Source organism: Mesorhizobium sp. WSM4816, assembly GCF_055811535.1.
In genome coordinates, this window is record NZ_JBVVQR010000032.1 from 18,988 (window position 1) to 39,535 (window position 20,548).

The following is a 20,548-nucleotide window of genomic DNA, read 5'->3' on the forward strand; positions in this document are numbered from 1 at the left end:
TCTACCAGTAGGGCGATGCCGCGGCGCCGCTGAAATTCTCGGCAACCCGCCGCAACGTGGCCGGCGTCGTTGCTTCCGGCAGGCGGTCGAGCGGAAAGAAGCCGGCTGCGGCGATCTCGCGGTCCGGCAGCTTCGGCGTCGTCTGGTTGAACTGCTCGACCAAATAGAGGCCGACATGGTCGCGGCGGCTGGCCCGACGGTTGAAATGCATCGATTTCAGCACCGGCGGCGCGGTCAATGCAATATTGCCCTCCTCGGAGAGCTCGCGCGCCAACGCCTCGATCATCGTCTCGCCCAGCTCGACGCCGCCGCCGGGAAGCTGCCAGCCCGGTACATAGGTATGGCGAATGAGGAAGACGGAATTGGACCTGCGATCGTGGATCAAACCACGCACCCCAAGCGTCATCGGCCGCCGCAGCACGAAGTACAGATGAAACAGCCTTGCCCTGAGACCCGGCCAGCCGGTCTGGCGGAAAGCTTGCTCCGGATCGGGCCGCATCATCACCCACGAAACCGTGGGTGGAAAGCAGCGCGCGCGTCGCTTATGAAGGAGGGATGTTCAGGCTCGCGCATATTTCCGATATCCACTTGGGACCGCTTCCCGGTGTAACCTATCGCGATCTCGCCTCCAAGCGGGTGGTCGGTTACGTCAACTGGCAGCGCAATCGCCGCCGCCACATGCGCGACGCCGTCATCGACACCATCGTCGCCGATATCAAGGCGAGCGCACCCGATCACCTTGCCGTCACCGGCGATCTGGTCAATCTGGCGCTCGATGGCGAGATCGAGATGGGCAAGCACTGGCTGGAGACGCTGGGCTCCCCCGACGATGTGTCGGTCGTTCCGGGAAACCACGACGCCTATGTGCCCGGTGCTTTCGACAAGTCTTGCCGGTCGTGGACGGCGTGGATGACCGGCGACGGCGTCAATACGCCCGTCGACCGCGAAGCCTTTCCCTATCTGCGCGTCCGTGGCAACGTCGCGCTGATCGGTGTCACGACGGCGCGGGCCACGGCTCCGTTCATGGCCAACGGCTTTTTTCTGGAAGACCAGGCGGAAAGGCTGCGCGACGTGCTCGATGCCACGGCCAAACGCGGGCTGTTCCGGGTGATCATGATCCACCATCCGCCAGTGCGCGGCGCCGTTTCGCAGCCCAAGCGGCTGTTCGGCATTGCCCGCTTCCAAAAGGTCGTTCAGCGGCACGGGGCCGAGCTTGTGCTGCACGGCCATTCGCACGAGCCGACGCTGTTCTCGATCAATGGGCGCGGCGCCAAAATTCCAGTGGTCGGCGTCGCTGCCGCAGGGCAGGCGCCAGGCGGCAGGCGTCCAGCGGCGCAATATAATCTGCTGGAGATCGATGGTGAAATAGGCAACTGGCGGCTCAGGCTGACGCGACGTGGCCTGACCGGGCCGGCCATCCCGCCTGCCGATCTCGAGGTTGTGGAGCTTGGCGCGGACGCTATGGTCTAGAGCCTGTTCCATCCCGATGGAATCGGGATGGGGCTCTATCTTTTTGCTTGACCATGATCTTTTCCGAAAACCGGTTTCCACTTTTCGCTACGCGGGCCTTCGGTTCAGGATCATGGTCCAAAACTCAGTCCCATCGCAACGAGGCGGTCCCAGAACAACACGATCGATACCGCCAGCCCGACCAGGGCGCCGGCAGCGATCAGGCCGAGACCGGAGAGAAAGGCTGACCAACGCTTGCGGCGCTTGACGGATCGCAGCGGCGGCTCGGCTTCCGGGACCAAGGCACGTTTCAGGCCGGCGACAGCCTGCTCGACCCCGCCTTCCAGCATTCTCTGGCGTTCGATGACGCGCTCCGCGACGTAGCGCGTCACCTGATCGGCAACCGGTTTCATCTCGGTCGATTCGGCGAGCACCACGCGGCCGATGCGCGTGTCCTTGAGGAAGCGATAGGTGCGGCGGTCGCGCCCCATGGCGACATGGCTGACGGCGTCGATCCAGAGCCGCGGCTGCAGCCCGGACGAGACGGCGAAGTCGAAATTGTCCATGTCGGCGGGCACGTCGGCGAAGATCGGCGCGAGTTCGGCGGCAAGCAATTCCAGCCGCATGCGATGCGCCTCGCGCATGTCGACCACGACGTCGTCGCGGTCGGCGAAGGCGTTTTTCACGTCGCGGATGGCGTCGGACAAATTTCGCGACTGATCGGCCTGGCTTATGGTCTCGGCTGCATCCTTCATCGGCGTTGCCTCGCGGGTTTGGTTAACACCGAATTAACACAGTCGCTGGCAAAATGCAGCAAAATGCACTTGCGAGATCGATAGGCGGCTTGCAAAATCCGGCCCGAAGCCGCGCTTTGACAGGGATCAGCCCGCTGCGGGAGCGGAGTTTGGACGAAGCGGCCTGCTGCGGCGTTTCATGTTGTGGCGGACGATCTCGGCGATCAGGCCGGGCGCTTCTTCGACCAGCATATGGCCGGCCTCCGACACGTGGTGCAGGTGGAAATGCGCCGGCAGACCATCGGCCTGGCTGCAGGGCAGCACCGCGTCATCGGTCCCCCAGACCACAATCACCGGCATAGCCAGGGTTTCGAGCCGTTCGCGCGGGATGACGCCCTGCCGATCATCCCTGGTCATGGCGGCCGCGATCTCGACAAGTTTGTGCAACTGGCCGGGACGGGCACGCATGTCGCCAAGCACATCCACGATGCGCTCCGAGGGCGGGCTTTGCAGTCCGGACATGGCGGCGAGGCAGGCGCGAATTTCACTTTTGCCGGCTGCTGCGGCGTAACGGCGCAACAGCGGGCCATTGATCTCAGTGCCAAACCCGCCCGGCGCCAGAAGCGTCAGCGAGGCTATCTTTGCGGGTTCGGCCAGTGCCATCAGCACAGCCGCCGCCCCGCCCATCGAATGGCCGACGAGATGCACCCTCCTGATTCTGCGTGCGGCGAGGTCTGCCAGAACAGCCCGGGCGGCCGCCTTGGCCGGACCGCCACCCGGGAAATCGAGGGACAGCCCATGGCCCGGAAGATCATAGGCCAGCGTCCGTGAATCAGGTGCCAGTGTCGAAATCACCTCGTGCCAGTCGCCGTGGCAACCGCCGAAGCCATGCAGAAAGACAACCGTCTTCGGGCCGGCGCCCCGTTCGGCAGCGTGAAGCGATGAAATCATGAAATTCTATGGTTTTACGCGAATTCGGATGTGGCGGGATTGCGTCTTGTACCAGGTTCGATGGCCAGTAAGTTTTCGCGATCGGCCGTTCTGGTCGCAAGGACTAGCTGGCATTGCCGAGCCCGGCGGCACGCAAAGCCTCGACCAGCCGCTCGGTCAGATCTGCGGGGTATCTCCGCTCGACAAAAGCCGCGCGCGGATCGGAGGCGAATTTCGGGAACTTGACAGTCAACTCGTCCAGAAGTTTGTGCGCCAGTTGATTGCGGCCGGCGGCCTTGGCAGTGATCAGCCGCGCTGCCAGATAGTGCGATTTCGTCGGCGTCGCCTGCAACGCATCGCTGGCAAGCGCGGCCTTGTTCATATCGCCAGCCATGAACTGGCCGACGAAAAGCCCGTAATCCCACCAGGCCGGATGGGCGCTGGAGGTTTCGACGGCGTGAGCAAGGATCGGTGTTCCCTCCCTGTACCTGCCGGCGAAAATCAACCCGTAGGCATAAGCTGCCGCCATGCTGAGGTCGTAAGGGTTGAGTTCGTAGGCCTTGCGCATCCAGCGGATCGATTCCTCCGAATTGCCGAGGCGGGAATTGAGATAGCCATAGGCACGGTGCGCATAGGGGCTGGTCGGCCCCATCTGCACGGCGCGACGCGCCAGCGACATCGCCTGTTCGATCGTTGCGCCGGCTGGATAGGCGTAGTGATCTGTGCCCGCCTCGAGATGCAGGGTCGCCAGCTCCGAAAAGACGAGCGACGATTTCGCATCCCGATCGACCAAGATTTCGAGGCAGCGATAGGCAGCCTCATGGGTTTTGGCGCCCTGGTCGAGATAGTATTTGTCGTTGAGCAGCAGACATTCCGTCAGGCCGGTCTGAAGGCCGCTCTGTTCGATATAGTTGTAGATCGCGCCCGAGGCGGGAACGGCCGAACTCAAAATGCCGGCGACACTATCCTCGACGGTGGAGGGTGTGCTGTCGGCGGCAGTCAAGTTGCGTGACAGCAGGACCCGCCCGGTCGCCACGCTTTGAAGCTCCAGCGTGACATCGCCTGCCGTTGGCCCCGGCAAGACATCGAATACGAAGCTGATCGCATCGGCGACCGGATCGGGCTGGCCGTCAGCATCGCGACCGATGAAGCTGACCGTGTCGAAGCGGCTGAGGCCGGCGCGCAGCGATGCGGCGACGCGGGCAGCCTCGGCACTGTTGGTTTTCACCGCAATGTAGACGAGCGGAAGGCTTTCTGCCGGAGCCCATGGCGCAATGCTGCCGGTTGCCACCGCATTTTCAATCGTCGGCGCGGCATCGCTTCCCGCCAGCAATGCGCTGCCTCCCTGACGAAGGATCAGCACGCCCAGCATGGCGATGACCAGAGCGATCGCCAGCCAGAAGAACTGGAGATGGCGCAGCAGCGAGGGTGCCGGCTGGCGAACGACGGGGGACATCAACGATGCGGCAGGTGCGGCCATGCCGGGTTCTTCGGGCGATTCCGGCAAGGTGGCCGCCGCTTCGACGTGTTCCGCCGACGCCGGCTCGACCGGCAGGCGGATCGCGTTGAGTTCATAGGATGGAACATAGCCGCCACGCGGAATGGCAATGCGGATCGGCTCGGCAACACCCTCATTGGCAAAATAATGCTGCAGAAGCTCGCGCAGCCTGCCCGCCTGCACCCGCACCACGGCGTCGGTCGACGGATCGAAATCGCCGTCCTTGCCGAAAACATCCATCGCGATGGAAAAGCCCTTGAGCTTGTCGGCTTCGCCTGCCTGCTCGCGCTCGACCAGATAGCGAAGCAGCTTACGCGCTCGTTCGGATCTCCCGAACGTTTCGCTGGCTAGCAATCGCTCCAGCGTCTCGCGCACTGCGGGGGCGGCAGGCGTGGCATGCTGCAAGTGTCGATCCTCTCGAAGTCGGCACAGGTTAAGACGCAATCATATAGCGCCTGCACTGCCTTACAAGCATGCATCCATTATGCGATCGCGTACCACACCGGATAATTTTCCGGTGGTTAATGGTGCGAAAGACTGGAGCAGGATGATACCATCCGGGCTCATCTTGCTCCAGCTCATAGCTTTCGACATCTGGTCTGGAGCGGTTCAGCTTTTTGATAGAACCGCCGAACCGCTCTAAAGCGCGTCGCATTTGACCGGCCTCACGCGATGCGCTTTAGGTTGTTGTTTTATGCATGTCGTTATCGCAAAACCGCTGCACACCCTCGGTTCAAGCCCGAGGGCATGCTTTTGCGCGACATGCATCAGGCATTTGTTTTACGCAATTCCGGACGGAGAACCGCTACGCACTTTTCCTGGAATTGCTCTAGTCGACCTTTCGGCCGACGATGCGGTTGGCGGCGGAAACCACGGCTTCCAGCGAAGCGGCGACGATATTGGTGTTGATGCCGGCGCCGAACAGCTTGCCGCCGGGATGCTCCATCTCGACATAGGAGATGGCCGAGGCATTCGAGCCGCGCTGCATGGAGTGCTCCGAATAGTCGAGCACCGACATCGGCACGCCGACATGGCGCGACAGCGCGTCGACAAAACCGTCGATCGGGCCGGTTCCGGAGCCTGATATCGTCACCTCCTTGCCGCTGTCGAGGATGATCGCCTCCACCGCGCGCCGCCCCTTGATCTCGATATCGGGATAAGTGTGGTGGTCGAGGAATTTCAGCCGCGCGCCGGGCTGATCGACGTAGGTCTCGAGAAAGCGCTCGTAGATGCGCTTGGCCGGCACCTCCTTGCCTTCGGCGTCGGTGATCGCCTGGATCGCCTGACTGAACTCGATCTGCAGGTTGCGCGGCAGATTGAGGCCGTAGTCCGCCTGCAGCACATAGGCGATGCCGCCCTTGCCGGACTGCGAGTTGATGCGGATGATCGCCTCGTAGTTGCGCCCGACATCGGCCGGGTCGATCGGCAGATAGGGCACTTCCCAGTACGGTGTGTTGGCCTTGCGCAACGCCTTCATGCCCTTGTTGATGGCATCCTGGTGCGAGCCGGAAAAGGCGGTGTAGACGAGCTCGCCGACATAGGGATGGCGCTCGGGGATCTTCAACTGGTTCGAATATTCGTAGACGTCCTTCATCCGGTTGATGTCGGAGCAGTCGAGCTCGGGATCGACGCCTTGCGTGTACATGTTGAGCGCCAGCGTGACGATGTCGACATTGCCGGTGCGCTCGCCATTGCCGAACAGCGTGCCTTCGACGCGGTCCGCGCCCGCCATCAGGCCGAGTTCGGTGGTGGCGATCCCGGTGCCGCGGTCATTGTGCGGATGCAACGAAATGAGCAGGTTCTCGCGGTTGTCGAGATTGCGGCACATCCATTCGATGCGATCGGCATAGATGTTGGGTGTCGACATCTCGACCGTGGACGGCAGGTTGATGATCAGCTTGTTTTCCGGCGTCGGCTTCATGATTTCGGTGACGGCGTTGCAGATTTCCAGCGCCACTTCGAGCTCGGTGCCGGTAAAGCTCTCCGGCGAATATTCGAAACGATAGAAGCCGCCGGCCTTCGCTGCCATGTCGGTGATCATCTTGGCCGCATCGGTGGCGATCCGCCTGATGCCGGCGACGTCCTTCTCGAAGACGACGCGGCGCTGCAGTTCGCTGGTCGAATTGTAGAAATGCACGATCGGGTTGGTGGCGCCCTGCAGCGCCTCGAAAGTGCGGGTGATCAGTTCCGGCCGGCACTGCACCAGCACCTGCAGCGAGACATCGTCTGATACATTGCCCTCTTCGATGCACCAGCGGGCGAAATCGAAGTCGGTCTGCGAGGCCGACGGGAAACCGATCTCGATCTCCTTGAAGCCCATGTCGAGGAGCAGGGCGAACATGCGCGCCTTGCGCTCGTGGCCCATCGGATCGATCAGCGCCTGGTTGCCGTCGCGCAGGTCGACCGAGCACCAGATCGGGGCCTTGTCGATGACTTTCGAAGGCCACACGCGGTCGGTGAGACCGACGGTCGGGTAGGGTTGGTATTTGCGGGCTGCCTCCGGCATGCCCCGGGCTGCCCCCGGCATGGCCCGGGCATCCTGGCCCATCTCCCCGCTGTCTGAGCGGATCTCTTCTCGTGCGTTCATTGTCGTCTCTCCCGGCGGCTCGCGGGATCCGCCTTCAGGCGGATTTGGTGCCGAGCGGCGCCTTTACCAGATGTTCATTCGCTAGATGTGACTTGCCAATTTTGGGACTGGCCCAATTTTGAGACTGGCCAAGGAGCATGCGCGTGAGCGGCGGTTCGACCGCCGGGCGCTCCTTCAGCAAACCCGGCGATCGCCGATAAGGCCGAGCAGCAGCAGAGCGGAAGCAAGCGCGCGCACGGTCTCGCCAGCAAAGCCGGTCTGACGGGAAGCGACGGAGGTGGCGCGGTTGGTCATGGCGGTTTTCATACAGGAGCAGCCAAAGCGAGGCAAGTGGGGCCGAACGACAGTGTCGTAAGCAGATGAGTTGTCCGGATCAGGTAGCACGTGAGTTGTCCGGTTTTATCACCAGCGCATGGAGGCTGGGGATGAAACGGACAGCATGGCTACAGGACCGGAGAATGCAGAAGTTTCTGGACGTTTTGAGCCGCTGGGAAGGCGGCGATCTTTCGATGATGGAGGCAGGCGAGTTGCTGGGCATGTCGGAGCTGCGCGAGCAAAAGACAGCGCGACCGATTTGCAAGTGGTGATCTGTCAATTTCGACCTGGCCGGGCCACGACCTTTTTTTGGCAGCACGGATAAAGTAACCCGGCGTCGAACACTCGCCGTCCACAGCGACATCGGCCGTCTCTCGATCGAACCTGGCGCCGACTGGAACAAAAAACGTTCCTGCGTTGTTCTCCAACCGTCCCGATGTTCGAAGGGGCTGGGTTATACGCCGGCCAGAGGCGATCCTTGCGGCAGGCGCTCGGCGGGCACGCAAAGCCAAGGGAAAAGCGAGGCAAATGGATCCTGACGATCTCAACGCAAATCGGATCGTCACTGTGTTCGGCGGGACAGGCTTTCTCGGGCGCCGGATCGTGAAGCGGCTCCTGGAAACGGGTTTCACGGTCCGCGCCGCATCCCGCCACCCGGCTCGTGTGGGCCAGGTTTTTTCCTCGACGGCAAGGCCGCCCGAAGCCGTCGAGGCGGACATATTGGATGCGTCCTCGATCGGCACGGCCATTGACGGATCACAAGCGATCGTGAACGCCGTCAGTCTCTACGTCGAGCAGGGCGCCCAGACGTTTGAGCGCGTGCATGTGGAAGCCGCAGCTGAACTTGCCGCCGCGTCGCGCGCTGGCGAGGTCGACCGGTTCGTCCAGATTTCGGGGATCGGCTCCGATCCTCAATCGGATTCGAACTACATCAGGGCACGTGGGCGCGGAGAAGAGGCGGTGGCGAGCGCATTTCCCGGCGCCATCATTGTGCGTTCCGCCGTCATGACGGGACCTGACGACGTTTTCCTCACGACGATTGTCAGGCTGATACGTCTCCTGCCGGTTTATCCGCTGTTCGGCGATGGTGGCACACGGCTTCAGCCGGTCTATGTGGAAGACGTCGCAGACGCAGTCAGCCGGCTGATCGGCGGGCGAAACCACAAGGGCTCATCGATATTCGAATTCGGCGGCCCGCGCATCTACACCTATAAGGAACTGCTGCGCGAGATCGCCCGACAGCTCGATACCCACATCAGGCTGATGCCGGTGCCGTTTGCGGCGTGGGACGCCTTGGCCGGCGTCGCGGAACTCCTTCCGGGAGCGCCGATAACGCGCAACCAGGTCGATCTTATGCGGCACGACAATGTGGCCGCAATCGGCGCGCCGGGCCTGAAGGAACTCGACATCGCGCCGCGCGACATCGAGGAGGTGATCCGCTTGATCGAACAGCGCGCGTGAGGCTGCTCGGGCCGGTCTCCTGTTTATTTAGCAAGACTCTCCTGCTTGGCAGGACTCTACGATCCTGCCGGGAACCTATCGCCATGCGGCGGGTTGGTCGAGTTTGAACCAATGAAGAAGAGGAAAAGAACCATGGCCAGATGCGATCAATGCGGGAATGACTACGACAAGGCTTTCGAAGTGACGCTGGCTGAGGAAAGCTATACGTTCGACAGCTTCGAATGCGCGATCCAGAAACTTGCGCCGCTCTGCCCGCATTGCGGGTGCCGGATCATCGGACATGGTGTCGAACAAGATGACATCATCTACTGCTGCGCACATTGCGCCGCGGAGGAAGGTGCAAGCGCGCTGACCGATCGCGCGCCTTGATGCTTTTGGCCCCGCTTCGTCAAGTTCGCTCCACCATTTGCTGTGTCCACGCGAGATAGCCGGGTGCGATCGCGTTGATGGTGATGGGTGACGCGCTCAGCGGCAGTGGAGCGCGCCCAGCCTGTGCAGGACCACATGCGGTTCGAGACGGTGCAATTTTCCCGGCAGCGAGCGGCTATTCCAGACTGATACAACCTCGCCCTGGCGGAACGGAAGGTGCAAAGCTTGGCAGATTGAAACTTGCCAAGGTTGTCAAGGTTGACAAAGTTGCTCGCGGCGCCATATTGTCTCGTCAGGAGGCAGAACCCATGGCAGGCAAAACGCGAGCCGAGGCACCGGCCGTCACCGCGAAGACACGGGGCCCGGGCGTGCTGACAATGTTCACGATGAAGGGTGACCCGATCAAGGCGCTGTCCGGGTTCAAGCTGCCGGCCGGCGCACATGTGGCGATCGTGTCCGGAAAACCGGAGTCCGTCAATGCGATCAGGAAGTCGGTGCGCGGTCGTGTGGTTCGCATCACCGAGGTTGTCGAGCGAGCCCCGCAGCATATTCAGGTCGAGCGCAAGCCGTTAGTGGACAGGTCCGCATTCGAGCCTGACGCGCGCAGCCGCGCGATGCTGGAAGGTGTCCGTATTGCACAGCAGGATCTGCGCGACGCAGGCGGTGCCTATGACCTCGATCAGGTCCGCACCCTGTTGCACGGCGTCTCCCGGCAGGCGATCGACAAGCGAGTGCAGGACGGCTCCTTGCTTGCCGTTCCCGGCCCCAGCAACCGTCGCAGCTATCCGACGCTGCAGTTCAACCGCGACGGCACAGTTGTACCCGGGCTTAAAGCCGTTCGTGAGGCTTTGCAGACCAGCAATTCCTGGGCGGTGCTCAACTTCCTTTCCCAGCCGGATGCAAGGCTGGGCAATCGCAAGCCCATCCAGCTTCTCAAATCCGGCCAGATCGAGCTCGTGCTTGAAGCCGCGAGGCGGCACGGTGAGCAGGGGGCGTGAGCGGGCCACTCCCTCCCGCAGACCTGGACAGGCGCCTGCCCGAACTGGTGAAGCTACCGGCAGGGCAGGAGGTTCACCGCTTCTACACGGCCAAGTGGGAGCCGATCTTCTTCGACAGGTCGACCGAAGGGCGGTTCAATGCTCCCGACGCCTCCTATGGGGTTCTCTACGCCGCAAAGGAGATCAACGGCGCGTTCGCCGAGACGTTTCTGCGAACTCCTGGGCACACGCTCATCGACGCGGATCTGCTGCAGCGGAAGGCGTACGTTCGCCTCATCGCCCAAAGAGACCTGAAATTGATCCGGCTTGCCGGGCCCGGTCTCGCCCGCCTTGGGGCGACCGCAGAAGTCGCCCATGGCGGACTGCCCTACGACGTGCCGCAGATTTGGTCGACCGCATTGTCGGGTCATCCAATTGGCGCTGATGGAATTGCCTACCATGCCAGGCATGACGACGCCGAAGTCTGCTACGCGCTGTTCGAGCGATCGGCAGATGCAATCGCGGAGGCGGCACGCGAGATCGACCTCGACCAGGATTGGTTCTGGCGGGTCGCCGAACGCTACCGTGTCGGCCTGGCCCCATAGGGCGAGCCGGTCGTCGAGCCTAGCTGTCCTTCCTCGGTCTCTCGGCGACGATATTGCCGCGCTTCTTCCACTCCGAGAAGCCGCCGCGCAGGCTGCGCGCGTCAAGTCCCATCTCCTGCGCGATCTTGGCGGCGAGCAGCGAGCGCCAGCCGGACGCGCAGTAAAACACAAAGGTCCTGGGCTCGGCGAATATCGGCTTGTGGTAGGGGCTTTCCGGGTCGATCCAGAATTCGAGCATGCCGCGCGGCGCATGGAACGCGCCGGGGATCATGCCCTCGCGCTCCAGTTCCCGCGGATCCCGGACGTCGACCATGACTACGCCGTCGGGAATGGCCACCATATCCGCTGCCTCGGCCGAGCGGACGACCGCATCGGCGTCGGCCAGCAGGTCCTTGTATCCCTTCGGCATGGTCAGCGCCCCATCGCGTAGAACTCGTCGTTCGGCCTCATGCTGGTGACGTTGGCCAGCCGGTTTGACATGGCGAAGAAGGCGGCGATGGCCGCGATGTCCCAGGCGTCCTCGTCGGTGAAGCCATGCATCTTGAGGTCGGCGATGTCCGCGTCGCCGACCTCGTAGGCGCGCGCGGAAACCTTCATGGCGAAATCGAGCATCGCCATCTGGCGCGGGGTGATGTCGGCCTTGCGGTAGTTGGTGGCCACTTGATCGGCGATCAGCGGGTTCTTTGCGCGAATGCGCAGGATCGCGCCATGGGCGACCACGCAGTACTGGCACTGATTGGCATTGCTCGTGGCCACGACGATCATCTCCCGCTCGGCCTTGGTGATCGGGCCGGGTTTGTCCATCAGCGCGTCGTGATAGGCGAAGAAGGCGCGGAACTCGTCCGGCCGATGCGCAAGCACGAGGAAGACGTTGGGCACGAAGCCCGACTTCTCCTGCACGGCGAGTATCCGTTCGCGGATATCGTCGGGAAGGCCGGCGATCTCGGGAACGGGGAAGCGGCTTATGGCGGGCGCGGTCATGTGTGTTCTCTCCCTTATACGGCCGTCAATTCGACCAGCTTTAGGCCATCGAACGCTTTTCGGCGAGCCTCATGGAAGGGCTGGAAGTGCCGAGGATGCGGTGGTCTCGCAGTCGCCGCGCGAGTTCCAATCGCTGTGGACGATGCGGGACTCCTGCGTCGACTATGTGCGCACGCGCGATCACATCGTCGGCGGGGTGGAGGCGGTGTATCGCATGGTTGCGGAGAGCGGCGGGTCGATCGCGGCCGAACATGGCGCAGCGCGCACTAGCGAGGATGACAGCTATCGCTATAAAGTCGGAGCGGCCAGCCGCCGGCCAGGTTGAAAAGCGCCACCCCAGGACCATGGCTGCGAAAGTCGGGAACATTGCTCGACACGGGCTTATTGGCAGGCACGCAACCGTGCTAGCAAAACCGTGACCAGCAAAAGCAACAAAACGGCGGTTTGGCCGTTCTGATCAGCCGCACAAGCGGCGGGGCATCCGAAGACATGACTACGCCGCAAATTCTGTCGTTCGCCGTTATCTTCGTAATGATGGCGGCGCTCGTATGGGGTCGGTATCGATATGATCTGGTTGCAGCCGCGGCACTGTTGTCCGCACTCGCGGTTGGCATCGTGCCTTTTGACGAGGCCTTCAGCGGGTTCAGCGACGATATCGTGGTCATTGTCGGCAGTGCCCTGCTGGTGAGCGCGGGCATCGCACGCTCGGGCATCATGGAAGTCGCCATCAGGCGTTTCGCTCCGAACCTGTCGGGCGTTCGCTCGCAACTGGCGCTGCTGGTGATCGTGGTCACGATCCTGTCTGCCTTTGTAAAGAATATCGGTGCGCTCGCGATCATGATCCCGATAGCTTTCCAGTTCGCGCGCCGGTCGAGCGTTTCACCGTCGATATTCCTGATGCCTATGGCGTTCGGGTCGCTGCTCGGTGGACTCATGACGCAGGTGGGGACATCTCCCAATGTCGTTGTGTCGCGGGTGCGGGAGGAACTGACTGGCGCCGCCTTCACAATGTTCGATTTTACACCTGTTGGAGCCGCCCTGGCCGCCGCAGGAACGATCTTCCTGGTGTTTTTCTATTGGCTGTTGCCGGTGCGCGAAAAGCTGGGCGGGTCGGTGAATGAAGCCATCGATATCAAGAATTACCTGACAGAGGCCCGCATTGTCCGCGATTCCACTGTGCTCGGCAAAACCGTCGCAGACCTCATGAAGCTTTCCGGCGGCGATGCTGTCGTGACGTCGATCCTGCGCAACCGGACCATGCGGATGACGCCACTGCCCGACGTTGTCCTCAAGATGCACGACATTCTGCTGCTCGAGGGCGACCCAGGGGCGCTGGATCGCCTTGTCTCCCAGGGCAAGCTCAGCGTTACGGGCAGCAGGGCCGGCGGGGATGATACGGCCGGCGAGCTGGTCGCTATCGAAGCCGTCATCGGTGAAAACTCCCCGTTGATCGGCTGGACGGCCCAGCGCCTTGCCCTCTATCACCGCTTCAATGTCAACCTCCTGGCTGTCAGCCGTCACGGCGAGCGCCCCGACCGCAGGCTGGCCGAAATCCAGCTGAGGCTGGGCGACGTCATCGTGCTGCAGGGCAATGCAGCGACGATACCCGAGATACTGCGTGAACTCGGCTGCCTGCCGCTGGCAGAAAGGGCTATCCTGCTTGGCAGCGTCCGCAAAGGTGTTGTGCCGGTAACCATCCTTGCTCTCGCCATGGTGGCGACCGCGCTCGGGCTGCTCCCGGTCTCCGTCGCTTTCTTTACGGCCGCGGTCGGGATGGTGCTTTTCAAGGTCATCCCGGTCCGGGACGTCTACCAATCGCTGGACGGTCCAATCCTCGTCATGCTCGCCGTTCTCATTCCGGTGAGCGATTCGCTACGCAGTACAGGGGCGACAGGCGTCATTGCCGGCGAGCTTGCCAAACTGGGGACCATTCTTCCGGCGCCCGGCGCATTGACGCTCATCCTTGTCGCCGCGATGGCCGTTACGCCATTCCTCAACAATGCCGCCACCGTTCTGGTCATGGCGCCCATCGCCGCCGCGTTTGCCGGCGATCTCGGCTACAGGCCGGAAGCATTTCTGATGGCAGTCGCCATTGGCGCCGGCTGCGATTTCCTCACCCCGATAGGCCACCAGTGCAACACGCTCGTCATGGGGCCGGGCGGCTACCGTTTCAGCGACTATCCACGCCTGGGACTGCCGCTATCGTTCCTCGTCGTCATTGTTGCCGTGCCGATGCTCATGATGGTTTGGCCGATGAACTGATATGTGGCGGACGGATCGATCCTGGCGGCCTTCGCGGGTCCACAGTTCGGAAATGCGGGATTGGCTGGGGCGCCAGGATTCGAACCTGGGATTGTCGGTACCAAAAACCGATGCCTTACCACTTGGCTACGCCCCAACAGCCGGAACATGCCCGCTGCGCGCGGCCTTATAGGACGAGCCGACGGAAAGCTCAATGCCGAGAATGCGCGGAACTGATCCACCGGTTTCCGCAGATCGCAAATCATCGCCTGCTGTCGGGCGGTGGCATCTATTCACCCCAAACGGCGATTTCATTGCCGGCCGGATCGAAGAAATGGAACCGCCTGCCGCCGAGAAATGAGAAGATCGGCTTGACGATCGTGCCGCCGGCATTTTCGACGGCGCCCAGCGTTTCGAGTTCTCCGGTCAGTCACATGGCGTTATCGCTAGTTCCTGTTTTGTCCTCTTCAACTGGCGCCAGTCTTTTTGTCATCGCTTTTTCTTAATCGATTGTAGAAGCCGGCTGGCTTGCCGACGGCTTGCCTTTCGCACTGCAGCATCATATCGCTCGTGCAGGGACACGGCGGAACTTCGGCTTCGTCAATCTTTCCAATCTCCTGCAACCGGAGAGCAAGCATGACCAAATGGGTCTACACCTTTGGCGACGGCGCTGCAGAAGGCCGTGCCGGCGACAGGAACCTGCTGGGTGGCAAGGGCGCCAATCTGGCCGAAATGTGCAGCCTGGGGCTGCCGGTGCCGCCGGGCTTCACCATCACCACCGAGGTCTGCAACGCCTATTACGCCAACGGCCGCACCTACCCGGCCTCGCTGGAAGCAGATGTCGCGGTTGCGCTTGACCACATCGGCCGGCTGACCGGGCGCCGCTTCGGCGATCCCTCAAAACTGCTTTTGGTCTCGGTGCGTTCCGGTGCCCGCGCTTCGATGCCCGGCATGATGGACACCGTGCTCAATCTCGGCCTGAACGACGAGACGGTCGAGGCACTGGCCGCCGATTCAGGCGACGCCCGCTTTGCCTATGACAGCTACCGGCGTTTCATACAGATGTATTCCGATGTCGTCATGGGCCTCGACCATGAGGTGTTCGAGGAAATCCTCGAAGACCAGAAGGGCGGCCTCGGCCATGAACTCGATACCGAACTGACCGCCATCGAATGGCAGGGCGTGATCGCGCTCTACAAGGCCAAGGTCGAGGAGGAACTCGGCAAGCCGTTTCCGCAAGATCCGAACGAGCAGCTCTGGGGTGCGATCGGCGCCGTGTTTTCGAGCTGGATGAACAACCGCGCCATCACCTACCGGCGCCTGCACGACATTCCCGAAAGCTGGGGCACCGCGGTCAACGTCCAGGCCATGGTCTTCGGCAATATGGGCGAGACCTCGGCCACCGGCGTCGCCTTCACCCGCAATCCGTCGACCGGCGAAAAGATGCTCTATGGCGAGTTCCTGGTGAATGCGCAGGGCGAGGATGTCGTCGCCGGCATCCGCACGCCGCAAAACATCACCGAGGCGGCGCGCATTGCTGCCGGCTCCGACAAGCCGTCGCTGCAGAAGCTGATGCCGGAAGCGTTCCAGTCTTTCGTCACCATCTCCGACCGTCTGGAAAAGCACTACCGCGACATGCAGGATCTCGAATTCACCATCGAGCGCGGCAAATTGTGGATGCTGCAGACCAGGTCCGGCAAGCGCACCGCCAAGGCGGCGCTCAAAATCGCCGTCGAGATGGCGCGCGACAAGCTCATTTCAAAGGAGGAGGCGGTCGCCCGCATCGATCCGGCCTCGCTCGACCAGTTGCTGCATCCGACCATCGATCCGAAGGCGGCACGCGATGTCATCGGCATCGGCCTGCCCGCATCTCCGGGGGCAGCCACCGGCGAGATCGTGTTTTCCTCCAACGATGCCGAGGAGCTCAAGACGCAGGGACGCAAGGCGATTCTCGTGCGCATCGAGACCAGTCCCGAGGACATCCACGGCATGCATGCGGCGGAAGGCATCCTGACCACGCGTGGCGGCATGACCAGCCACGCTGCGGTGGTGGCGCGCGGCATGGGCAAGCCTTGTGTGTCGGGCGCCGGTTCGCTGCGCGTCGACTACAGGGCCGGCACGCTGATGGCGATGGGATCGACGTTCCGCAAGGGCGACATCATCACCATCGACGGCGGCAACGGCCAGGTGCTGAAAGGCGCCGTGCCAATGCTGCAGCCGGAGCTCTCGGGCGATTTCGCCGCCATCATGGAATGGGCCGATGCCGTTCGCCGCATGAAGGTGCGCACCAACGCCGAAACGCCGCTCGACACGCGCATGGCGCGTTCCTTCGGTGCCGAAGGCATCGGGCTTTGCCGCACCGAGCACATGTTCTTCGAGGGCGACCGTATCGTCGCCATGCGCGAGATGATCCTGGCCGACACGGAAAAGGGCAGGCGAACGGCGCTCGCAAAACTCTTGCCCATGCAGCGCTCGGATTTCCTCGAATTGTTCGAGATCATGGCCGGCCTGCCGGTGACGATCCGCTTGCTCGATCCGCCGCTGCACGAATTCCTGCCCAAGACCGAGGAAGAGGTGGCCGAAGTCGCCGCCGCCATGAACCTGTCGCCCGACAAGCTCAGGCAGCGCACCGAGGCCCTGCACGAATTCAACCCGATGCTTGGCCATCGCGGCTGCCGGCTTGCGGTTTCCTATCCCGAAATCGCCGAGATGCAGGCGCGCGCCATTTTCGAGGCCGCCGTCGAAGCCGGCAGGAAGGCCGGCGCGCTGGTGGTCCCGGAAATCATGGTGCCGCTGGTCGGTCTGGTGAAGGAGCTCGACTACGTCAAGGTGCGGATCGATGCCGTCGCCAGGAGCGTGATGGAGGAAACCGGCGTCAAGATCACCTATCTTACCGGAACGATGATCGAACTGCCGCGCGCCGCGATCCGCGCCCAGGCCATCGCCGAGGCGGCCGAATTCTTCTCTTTCGGCACCAACGATCTGACCCAGACCACTTTTGGCATCTCACGCGACGATGCGGCCTCGTTCCTGGAGACCTATCGCCAGAAGGGCATCATCGAGCAGGATCCGTTCGTGTCGCTCGACATCGAGGGCGTCGGCGAACTGGTGCGGATGGCGGCCGAAAAAGGCAGGGCGACGCGGCCGGATATCAAGCTCGGCATTTGCGGCGAACATGGCGGCGATCCGGCGTCGATCCATTTCTGCGAGGAGATCGGCCTCGACTACGTGTCGTGCTCGCCCTATCGCGTGCCGATCGCCAGGCTGGCTGCCGCGCAGGCGGCGGTGCAGGCTGCAAAGAACGGTCGCGGGTAAGGGGGCCGGCAGGACACCGACAGGTCGGCAGGACAGGGCACCCTGCTCTGCACAGTGATTTTGACAGGTTGGGCCGATCGGCAGCGACCGTCGACAATTCTCTCAGACAATTTCAGTGGCAAATCGCAACTCTAGGATTGGCTGAAACATCCCTCCCTTCGTCATCCCAGGGTCTGCGCCGCGTCGCTTCGCTCCTTGCTTCGCCCTGGGATGACGAAGACGTGGTGGCCTGTGGCTAATCCCAAGAGTCAGGGGTGATGACTGCAGGCCGGCAGCGACCGACGGTCAAAGAACCAATCCCTGTGCAGAGGAACTAGGCGGCTTCGACCGTCACCTTGTTGGGATAGAACGCGCCGTGATCGCGGATTTCGATCATCTCGTCGAAAGGCCGCTCATAGGCCCACATCGCATCCTTGCCTGCTTCCGCGGCAGGCAGCACGCTCCAATAGCTCGCATCGCCCTTGAACGGGCAATGAGTCGACGAGTCCGTCTTGCGAAGCTGGTCGAAATCGATGTCTTCGAATGGAATGTAGAGGATCCCGGGGTAGGGGGATTCGGTCAACACCTTGGCCCTCTTGGACGAGGCAATGACCGTGTCGCCGGCGCGTACGGTCACAGTTCCATTGTAGGGCTCGATGGTAATGACTTTATCCGGGTTGCGCTGAAAGCCGGGTGACGGATTGGCGGTCTGGTCCATGACGGTTCTCCTTGCACGACGTAAGGTGTGTAGGGCGTGCGCGCTACGCAAGGGCGCTGTCGAATGCGGGGGCTCCATTGCCTTTTGGCGTTGAAGGATCTCTCGTCAAATCGAGCTTGGCTATGACCGATCAGGGCTGATGACCGATCAGGCGGCAGCCTGAAAGGCGTCCATCAGCCCGGCATAGGCGGCGGCGATACCGGCGACAGGATTGGTGCTTCGCGACGCGGTTTCGACCTTGAGCGCACCACCGCCGGTCGGCAAGGTAAGAAGCAGGAACTGGCGGTTGCCGCCATCGCCGACGCAAGCCGCGGCGACGTGCTGGCTTTCGCCTTCGTTCTGAACGCACATCTTGAACAGCAGCGTGCCGCCGACCGCCTCAAGGGCGCCGCCGACGACTTCGACGAATTCGTCCTCGGAAACGGTTTTGGCGTCCGGCACCAAATCGGCCAGGCTTTCGGCAAGCGAATCTTCGAGAGCTTTGTCGTCGAGCTGCGCGTCCATGCGAACCTCTTTCATTCGCCAATCACACCCCTACCATTAATCAAAGTTAATGTCGACAATGGCCGGATTGTGGCGGTTTTCCCTGCCTTTTCGAACAATGGGCTGCTTCTGCCCGGTCATGGCTGGACAATCCGCTTGTTCGTCCCACAATGGTGCGAAAACCAGTGGGAGAACGAAAACCAATGGGAGGAGAAGAATGCTCGGACTGATGCAGGAATGGCCGCTGCTTTGCCACAAGCTTATTGACAATGCAGCCAGGCAGCACGGCGAACGCGAGATTGTGTCGCGCTCGATCGAGGGCCCGATCGTCCGGACCACTTACGTCGAAATTCATCGCCGCGCCTTGCGGGTCGCTGAGCGGCTCGAGCGTGATGGCTTTGGGCTTGGCGACCGCATCGCCACATTGGCCTGGAATACGGCGCGCCACATCGAAGCCTGGTACGGCATCATGGGTGTCGGCGCGATCTATCACACGCTTAATCCGCGCCTGTTTCCCGAGCAGATCGCCTGGATCATGAACAATGCCGAGGACAAGGCGATCTTCATCGATCTGACATTCGTGCCGCTGCTTGAAAAGATCGCCGGCGCGGTCAAATCGCTCAGAAAGGTGATCGTGCTGACCGACAAGGCGCACATGCCGCAGACGGCGCTGCCGAATGCTGTTGCCTATGAGGAATGGCTTGACGAAACCGACGGCGCCTTCACCTGGAAGACGTTCGATGAAAACACCGCCGCCGGCATGTGCTACACCTCGGGCACGACAGGCGATCCGAAAGGCGTCCTCTACAGCCATCGCTCGAACGTGCTGCACGCCATGATTGCGGCGATGCCCGATGCGATGGGCCTCTCCTCGCGCGACACCATACTGCCGGTTGTGCCGATGTTCCACGCCAACGCCTGGGGCCTCGGCCAGAGCGGCCCGATGATCGGCGCCAAGCTGGTCATGCCTGGCTGCAAGATGGACGGCGCCTCGATCTATGAATTGCTCGACACCGAAAAGGTGACGTTCAGCGCCGCCGTGCCGACAGTGTGGTTGATGCTGCTGCAGTACCTGGAGGAGACCGGCAAGAAACTTCCCTATCTGAACAAGGTCGTTATCGGCGGCTCATCCTGCCCGCGTGCGATCACGGCAAAGTTCCAGGGCAACTACGATGTCGAGGTCATCCATGCATGGGGCATGACCGAAATGTCGCCGCTCGGCACGCTGTGTACCTTGAAGCCGGCCTATGCCGGACTTGAGGGCGAAGCCCGGCTCGACGTCCAGGGCAAGCAGGGTTTTCCGCCTTTCGGGGTCGAAATGAAGGTCACCGACGACGACGACAAGGAACTGCCTTGGGACGGCAGGACATTCGGGCGCCTGAAGGTCCGCGGACCGGCCGTCGCGCGTGCCTATTATGGCGGCATCGGATCCGAACAGTTCGATGAAGAAGGCTGGTTCGATACCGGCGATGTCGCCCATATCGACCCAGGCGGCTACATGCAGATCACCGATCGCGCCAAGGACGTCATCAAGTCGGGCGGCGAATGGATCTCGACCATCGAGCTCGAGAATCTCGCGATCGGTCATCCGGATGTGGCGGAGGCGGCCGCCATCGGCATCCAACATTCGAAATGGGGCGAACGGCCGTTGCTTGTCGTCGTCCGCAAGCCGGGCCGCGAGCCGACCAAGACAGATATCCTCGCCTTCATGGACGGCAAGGTGGCGAAGTGGTGGATGCCGGATGACGTCGCCTTCGTCGGCGAGATTCCCCACTCCGCTACCGGCAAGATCCAGAAGACAACCTTGCGCCGGCAGTTCAGGGACTATCGCCTGCCGACGGACTGACTGACATGACGTCCTTTGCCTACAAGCCGCCGCTGAACGGCTTAAGCGCCGGTCCGGGGT

The 20,548-nt window shown here is 62.2% G+C and carries 19 protein-coding genes, 1 tRNA gene and 1 pseudogene; 10 read left to right on the forward strand and 11 right to left on the reverse strand.

The features are described 5' to 3' along the window. Position 1: 1 nt before the first annotated feature. Positions 2–502, reverse strand: coding sequence for an NUDIX domain-containing protein (locus AC0L3H_RS25695; RefSeq protein ID WP_473587319.1), 501 nt, complete (start codon positions 500–502; stop codon positions 2–4). Between the two features lie 53 nt (positions 503–555). On the opposite strand from AC0L3H_RS25695, the gene AC0L3H_RS25700 reads away from it, so the two are divergent. After that, positions 556–1,470 carry a metallophosphoesterase family protein gene (locus AC0L3H_RS25700; RefSeq protein WP_473587320.1) on the forward strand — a complete coding sequence of 305 codons (915 nt, stop codon included), beginning with the start codon at positions 556–558 and terminating at the stop codon, positions 1,468–1,470. A 110-nt stretch (positions 1,471–1,580) separates the two neighbouring features. Here AC0L3H_RS25700 and AC0L3H_RS25705 read toward each other — a convergent pair whose 3' ends face one another. From AC0L3H_RS25705 to leuA, 4 genes are all read right to left on the reverse strand, one after another. After that, positions 1,581–2,204, reverse strand: a complete 624-nt coding sequence (locus AC0L3H_RS25705) for a hypothetical protein (protein WP_091594623.1) — start codon at positions 2,202–2,204, stop codon at positions 1,581–1,583. A 126-nt stretch (positions 2,205–2,330) separates the two neighbouring features. Then, entirely contained in the window at positions 2,331–3,134 is an 804-nt protein-coding gene (locus AC0L3H_RS25710) for an alpha/beta fold hydrolase (protein WP_473587321.1), read from the reverse strand. Positions 3,135–3,237: 103 nt separating this feature from the next. After that, positions 3,238–5,016: a hypothetical protein gene (locus AC0L3H_RS25715; RefSeq protein WP_473587322.1), complete on the reverse strand. Its 1,779-nt coding sequence runs from the start codon at positions 5,014–5,016 to the stop codon at positions 3,238–3,240. Positions 5,017–5,440: 424 nt separating this feature from the next. Then, positions 5,441–7,159 (reverse strand): 2-isopropylmalate synthase, encoded by a 1,719-nt coding sequence (gene leuA, locus AC0L3H_RS25720; RefSeq protein WP_287058029.1) that lies wholly within the window; start codon positions 7,157–7,159, stop codon positions 5,441–5,443. A 464-nt stretch (positions 7,160–7,623) separates the two neighbouring features. On the opposite strand from leuA, the gene AC0L3H_RS25725 reads away from it, so the two are divergent. From AC0L3H_RS25725 to AC0L3H_RS25745, 5 genes are all read left to right on the forward strand, one after another. Further along, positions 7,624–7,785, forward strand: coding sequence for a hypothetical protein (locus AC0L3H_RS25725; RefSeq protein WP_473587323.1), 162 nt, complete (start codon positions 7,624–7,626; stop codon positions 7,783–7,785). Between the two features lie 256 nt (positions 7,786–8,041). Continuing rightward, complete coding sequence (locus AC0L3H_RS25730; protein WP_473587324.1) at positions 8,042–8,974, forward strand: complex I NDUFA9 subunit family protein; 933 nt, start codon at positions 8,042–8,044, stop codon at positions 8,972–8,974. Positions 8,975–9,106: 132 nt separating this feature from the next. Then, entirely contained in the window at positions 9,107–9,343 is a 237-nt protein-coding gene (locus tag AC0L3H_RS25735) for a hypothetical protein (protein WP_023797920.1), read from the forward strand. Between the two features lie 308 nt (positions 9,344–9,651). Then, the gene (locus AC0L3H_RS25740) at positions 9,652–10,341 is read left to right on the forward strand and encodes a hypothetical protein (protein ID WP_473587325.1); all 690 of its coding nucleotides are present in this window, start codon (positions 9,652–9,654) and stop codon (positions 10,339–10,341) included. Beyond that, positions 10,338–10,925 (forward strand): RES family NAD+ phosphorylase, encoded by a 588-nt coding sequence (locus tag AC0L3H_RS25745; protein ID WP_473587326.1) that lies wholly within the window; start codon positions 10,338–10,340, stop codon positions 10,923–10,925. Before AC0L3H_RS25740 ends, AC0L3H_RS25745 begins: the two co-directional genes overlap by 4 nt. A gap of 19 nt (positions 10,926–10,944) precedes the next feature. Here the strand turns inward: AC0L3H_RS25745 and AC0L3H_RS25750 are convergent, their stop codons facing one another. Both AC0L3H_RS25750 and AC0L3H_RS25755 read right to left on the reverse strand, forming a co-directional pair. Then, the gene (locus AC0L3H_RS25750) at positions 10,945–11,334 is read right to left on the reverse strand and encodes a rhodanese-like domain-containing protein (protein WP_473587327.1); all 390 of its coding nucleotides are present in this window, start codon (positions 11,332–11,334) and stop codon (positions 10,945–10,947) included. A 2-nt stretch (positions 11,335–11,336) separates the two neighbouring features. Further along, a complete protein-coding gene (locus tag AC0L3H_RS25755) occupies positions 11,337–11,906 on the reverse strand; it encodes a peroxidase-related enzyme (RefSeq protein ID WP_128174323.1) in 570 nt (189 codons plus the stop codon). A 100-nt stretch (positions 11,907–12,006) separates the two neighbouring features. Between AC0L3H_RS25755 and AC0L3H_RS25760 the strand changes: the two genes are divergently transcribed. Together AC0L3H_RS25760 and AC0L3H_RS25765 are read left to right on the forward strand one after the other, a co-directional pair. Continuing rightward, positions 12,007–12,231, forward strand: a complete 225-nt coding sequence (locus AC0L3H_RS25760) for a hypothetical protein (protein WP_473587328.1) — start codon at positions 12,007–12,009, stop codon at positions 12,229–12,231. Positions 12,232–12,395: 164 nt separating this feature from the next. Next, on the forward strand, positions 12,396–14,168 hold the full coding sequence (locus AC0L3H_RS25765) for an SLC13 family permease (protein ID WP_473587329.1): 1,773 nt from the start codon (positions 12,396–12,398) through the stop codon (positions 14,166–14,168). A gap of 61 nt (positions 14,169–14,229) precedes the next feature. Here AC0L3H_RS25765 and AC0L3H_RS25770 read toward each other — a convergent pair. Both AC0L3H_RS25770 and AC0L3H_RS25775 read right to left on the reverse strand, forming a co-directional pair. After that, positions 14,230–14,304 (reverse strand) — tRNA-Gln (locus AC0L3H_RS25770). A 132-nt stretch (positions 14,305–14,436) separates the two neighbouring features. Continuing rightward, positions 14,437–14,562, reverse strand: a pseudogene (locus AC0L3H_RS25775) (VOC family protein); the annotation flags it as partial. Between the two features lie 221 nt (positions 14,563–14,783). Between AC0L3H_RS25775 and ppdK the strand changes: the two are divergent. Then, positions 14,784–17,462: a pyruvate, phosphate dikinase gene (ppdK, locus tag AC0L3H_RS25780; protein WP_473587330.1), complete on the forward strand. Its 2,679-nt coding sequence runs from the start codon at positions 14,784–14,786 to the stop codon at positions 17,460–17,462. A gap of 313 nt (positions 17,463–17,775) precedes the next feature. On the opposite strand, the gene AC0L3H_RS25785 is transcribed toward ppdK, so the two are convergent. Both AC0L3H_RS25785 and AC0L3H_RS25790 read right to left on the reverse strand, forming a co-directional pair. Continuing rightward, positions 17,776–18,159, reverse strand: a complete 384-nt coding sequence (locus AC0L3H_RS25785; protein WP_473587331.1) for a DUF427 domain-containing protein — start codon at positions 18,157–18,159, stop codon at positions 17,776–17,778. A 147-nt stretch (positions 18,160–18,306) separates the two neighbouring features. Then, positions 18,307–18,663, reverse strand: a complete 357-nt coding sequence (locus AC0L3H_RS25790; RefSeq protein ID WP_023797902.1) for a hypothetical protein — start codon at positions 18,661–18,663, stop codon at positions 18,307–18,309. A 196-nt stretch (positions 18,664–18,859) separates the two neighbouring features. Here AC0L3H_RS25790 and AC0L3H_RS25795 point away from each other — a divergent pair, with 196 nt between their 5' ends. Then, positions 18,860–20,488 (forward strand): fatty-acid--CoA ligase, encoded by a 1,629-nt coding sequence (locus AC0L3H_RS25795; protein WP_473587332.1) that lies wholly within the window; start codon positions 18,860–18,862, stop codon positions 20,486–20,488. Positions 20,489–20,548: the final 60 nt, after the last annotated feature.